At 33.4% G+C, this 3,460-nt stretch carries 4 protein-coding genes; all 4 read left to right on the forward strand.

Features of this window, described 5'->3' with window-relative positions; all coding sequences use genetic code 11:
* The coding region (locus HSACCH_RS05220; protein WP_040477153.1) for a thiamine pyrophosphate-dependent enzyme at positions 1-869 on the forward strand (869 nt) is incomplete at its 5' end.
* Between the two features lie 239 nt (positions 870-1,108).
* On the forward strand, positions 1,109-1,489 hold the full coding sequence (locus HSACCH_RS05225) for a RidA family protein (RefSeq protein WP_005488417.1): 381 nt from the start codon (positions 1,109-1,111) through the stop codon (positions 1,487-1,489).
* Positions 1,490-1,516: 27 nt separating this feature from the next.
* Complete coding sequence (locus HSACCH_RS05230; RefSeq protein ID WP_005488418.1) at positions 1,517-2,758, forward strand: aminotransferase class I/II-fold pyridoxal phosphate-dependent enzyme; 1,242 nt, start codon at positions 1,517-1,519, stop codon at positions 2,756-2,758.
* Positions 2,759-3,133: 375 nt separating this feature from the next.
* Positions 3,134-3,460 (forward strand): 2-oxoacid:acceptor oxidoreductase family protein (locus HSACCH_RS05235; protein ID WP_040477155.1); only part of this gene is annotated, 327 nt, incomplete at its 3' end.

The following is a 3,460-nucleotide window of genomic DNA, read 5'->3' on the forward strand; positions in this document are numbered from 1 at the left end:
GTGGAGCCCCAGTAGCAGTAAGAACAGTGCTGAGAGCATTAGAAGAAGATGATGAAGCAGTAATAGGATGTGCAACAGGATGTTTAGAAGTATCAACATTTATGTATCCATATACATCCTGGAGAGATTCATTTATTCATAATGCATTTGAAAACGTAGCAGCTACAACAAGTGGAGCAGAAGCAGCCTATAAATCCCTAAAAAAGCAGGGAAAAATAGATAAAGATACAAATTATAAGTTCATAGCCTTTGGTGGAGATGGAGGAACATATGATATCGGATTCCAGTCATTATCAGGAGCAATGGAAAGAAACCATGATATGACATATGTTTGTTATGATAATGGAGCCTATATGAATACAGGAATCCAGAGATCATCAGCAACACCACGCTATGCAGATACAACAACAACACCAGTAGGAAAAGAAGGAAGAGGAAAATCTGAATTCAGAAAAGACATGACAGCAATCATGGCAGATCACAACTTACCATATGTAGCTCAAACAACATTTATTGGTAACTTAAAAGATCTGCATACAAAAGCAAAAAAAGCTATCTATACAGAAGGAGCGACCTTCTTAAACGTAATGGCACCATGTCCAAGAGGATGGAGATATCCACCAGAAAAGTTAATGGAACTCTGTAAACTTGCAGTAGAGACATGTTACTGGCCAATGTATGAGATAGAAAACGGTGAGTGGAGATTAAACTACAAGCCAAAGAAAAAGCTGCCTATCGAAGAATTCCTAAAAGCACAGGGACGCTTCAAGCATGTAACAAAAGCAGAAAAAAGAGATATGATAGAAGAAATCCAGGCAGAAGTAGACCACCGCTGGGAACAGCTTTTAGTTAAGTGTGGAGAGAAGTAAATTATAATTTGAACATAAATTTAATAAAAACAGATATTTTCTACTTAAATTTTAAAAATGAAGTGTTATAATTATTACATTTTGTAATAAAAAATTATAACAAAATGTAATAAAAAGTTTTGTCATTATAAATAAAAGACTGCTGGCGCCACACCAGCAGTCTATTTTTTGACTTAAAATTAATATTTTTAATAAAAATTGAATTGGACTTAATAACTAAAAAATAGGAGGAATATAAAATGGCAAAAGAAATTATTCATACAGAGCAGGCACCAGCAGCAGTAGGTGCATATTCACAGGCGGTTAAGGCAGGTAATACAGTTTATTTATCTGGACAGATTGCTATCGATCCAGAAACTCAAGAAATTATAGATGGTGGAGTTGAGGAGCAGGCAGAGAGAGTTTTAAAAAACCTTAAAGCCGTTCTAGCAGCAGCCGATTGTAGCTTTAAAGATGTTGTTAAAACAGAGATCTTCCTTGATGATATCAATGATTTTGCTGCAGTTAATAGTGTTTATGCAGAATATTTTACCGAAGAACAGCCAGCAAGAGCCTGTGTAGAAGTCGGAAGTTTACCAAAAGGTGTAGCAGTTGAAATTTCACTTATCGCTGTAAAATAAAATATAATTATTATTTTAAAAAAGAAGGTGATTAACATTTTTAAATCCTTAAAAGAAATTGATAAATTAATGGCTAAACATAATGACTATAGAGATAATTGCCTTAATTTAATTGCCTCAGAAAACTACATAAATCCTGTTATTAGAAAATATCTTGATTCTGATTTAGTTGGAAGATACGGTTGTTACGAGGGTTTAGAAGGGGAAGAGCGAGAGTATACAGGTAATAAATACATAAAAGAAATTGAAACTAAAACTCAAAATCTGGTTAAAGATATTTTTAAAGCTAAATATTGTGATTTAAGACCAATTGGAGGTCACATAGCAGGAGTTGCAACAGTTTTAGCTTTAACTGATCCTGATGATTTAATTATGGAAGTTGTATTAGAAAACTGGGGTCATGGTTTGATTGAACCAATGGCAGATACAGTAGAACATTTTGATAGAGTCTTTAATGTCGAAGCTATACCGTATAAGAAAAACCAAACTATAGACACTAAAAGATTTATTAAAGAAATAGAAGAAAAATCCCCTAAGTTAATTATTCTCGGAAGCTCTGGCATGTTATTTCCAGAGGCTGTGGAAGAGATTGCTGAAGCAGCAAAAAAAGTTGGGGCATATTTAATTCACGATTCTTCTCATATTAGTGGTTTAATTGCTGGCGGAGTTTTTCCAAACCCCTTAGAACAGGGAGCTGACGCTGTATTTTGCAGCACTCATAAATCTTTCCCAGGACCTCAGGGAGGAATTATTCTTTCTAATTCAAAAGATATAATGCTTAAAGTTAATGAAGTTATGCCAAGTCTTGTCACCAGTCATCATATTAATAGATTGCCTGCTCTAGCTGCAGCCATTTTAGAGATGAAAAAATATGGTGAGAAGTATGGTAAACAAATAATAAAAAATTCTAAATCACTTGCTAAAAACCTTGATAAAAAAGGTTTTAAAGTACTTGCTAAAGAAGAAGGTTTTACCGAAAGTCATTTAGTCTTAATGGATGTTAGCGAATTTGGTGGAAGCTATAAGACAGCGAGAAAGCTGGAGAAAAGCGGGATTCTTACTTCTGATGACTTTGGAGGACCAGATCGTGAAATTAGAATTGGAACAGCGGAAATAACCCGGAGAGGCCTGAAAGAAAAAGACATGAATCAGGTAGCTGATTTTTTCGAAAGAGTATTGATAAATCAGGAAGACAGGCAGAGTGTTGTTGGAGATTTAAAGGCTTATTTGAAAAAATTTGATAAGAATTTATATTGTATAAAAAAATAAATAATTAACATTTTGAACGAGTAAAAATAATTTAACAGCGGCAATTTATGTTGACATAATTTGATGTTTTTTTATTTAATAAGATATGATTAACTATGCTTTACTCCTTTTTTCTTTACCTTAGATAGATGTAAACTATTCTTTACTTAGTTGTAATAAATATCGCTAATTTTATAGCGAAGATAAAAAAATATCTTAAAATAAGCTTAGTTATATCTAATTATTATCTAAAATAGTAAAATAAGTCTAACAATAGACTAAAAACGAAAAAAAATAAAAAAAAATTAAATTAATTTGAGTTTCGGCATAGAATATGCATTATAATATAGGCGAAGGATAAATTTTAAACAACCCCAGAAAGGAAGTGTAAGAGATATGATGCAGATTAGATGGCATGGTAGAGGAGGCCAGGGAGCAAAAACAGCTTCCCTGCTTTTAGCTGATGCAGCATTTTCTACCGGCAAATATGTACAGGGCTTCCCAGAATACGGACCAGAAAGAATGGGAGCTCCAATCACAGCATACAACAGAATAAGCGATGACAAAATAAGAGTACACTCCAATATCTACAAACCAGATTATGTTGTAGTAGTAGATGAGACACTTTTAGAAAGTGTTGATGTTACAGCAGGTTTGAAAGAAGAAGGAGCAATAGTTGTTAATACAGCTAAAGATGGAGAAAAGATCAGAAAGAAACTAAAA

The sequence above is a fragment of the Halanaerobium saccharolyticum subsp. saccharolyticum DSM 6643 genome (genome assembly GCF_000350165.1).
Lineage (GTDB): Bacteria > Bacillota > Halanaerobiia > Halanaerobiales > Halanaerobiaceae > Halanaerobium > Halanaerobium saccharolyticum.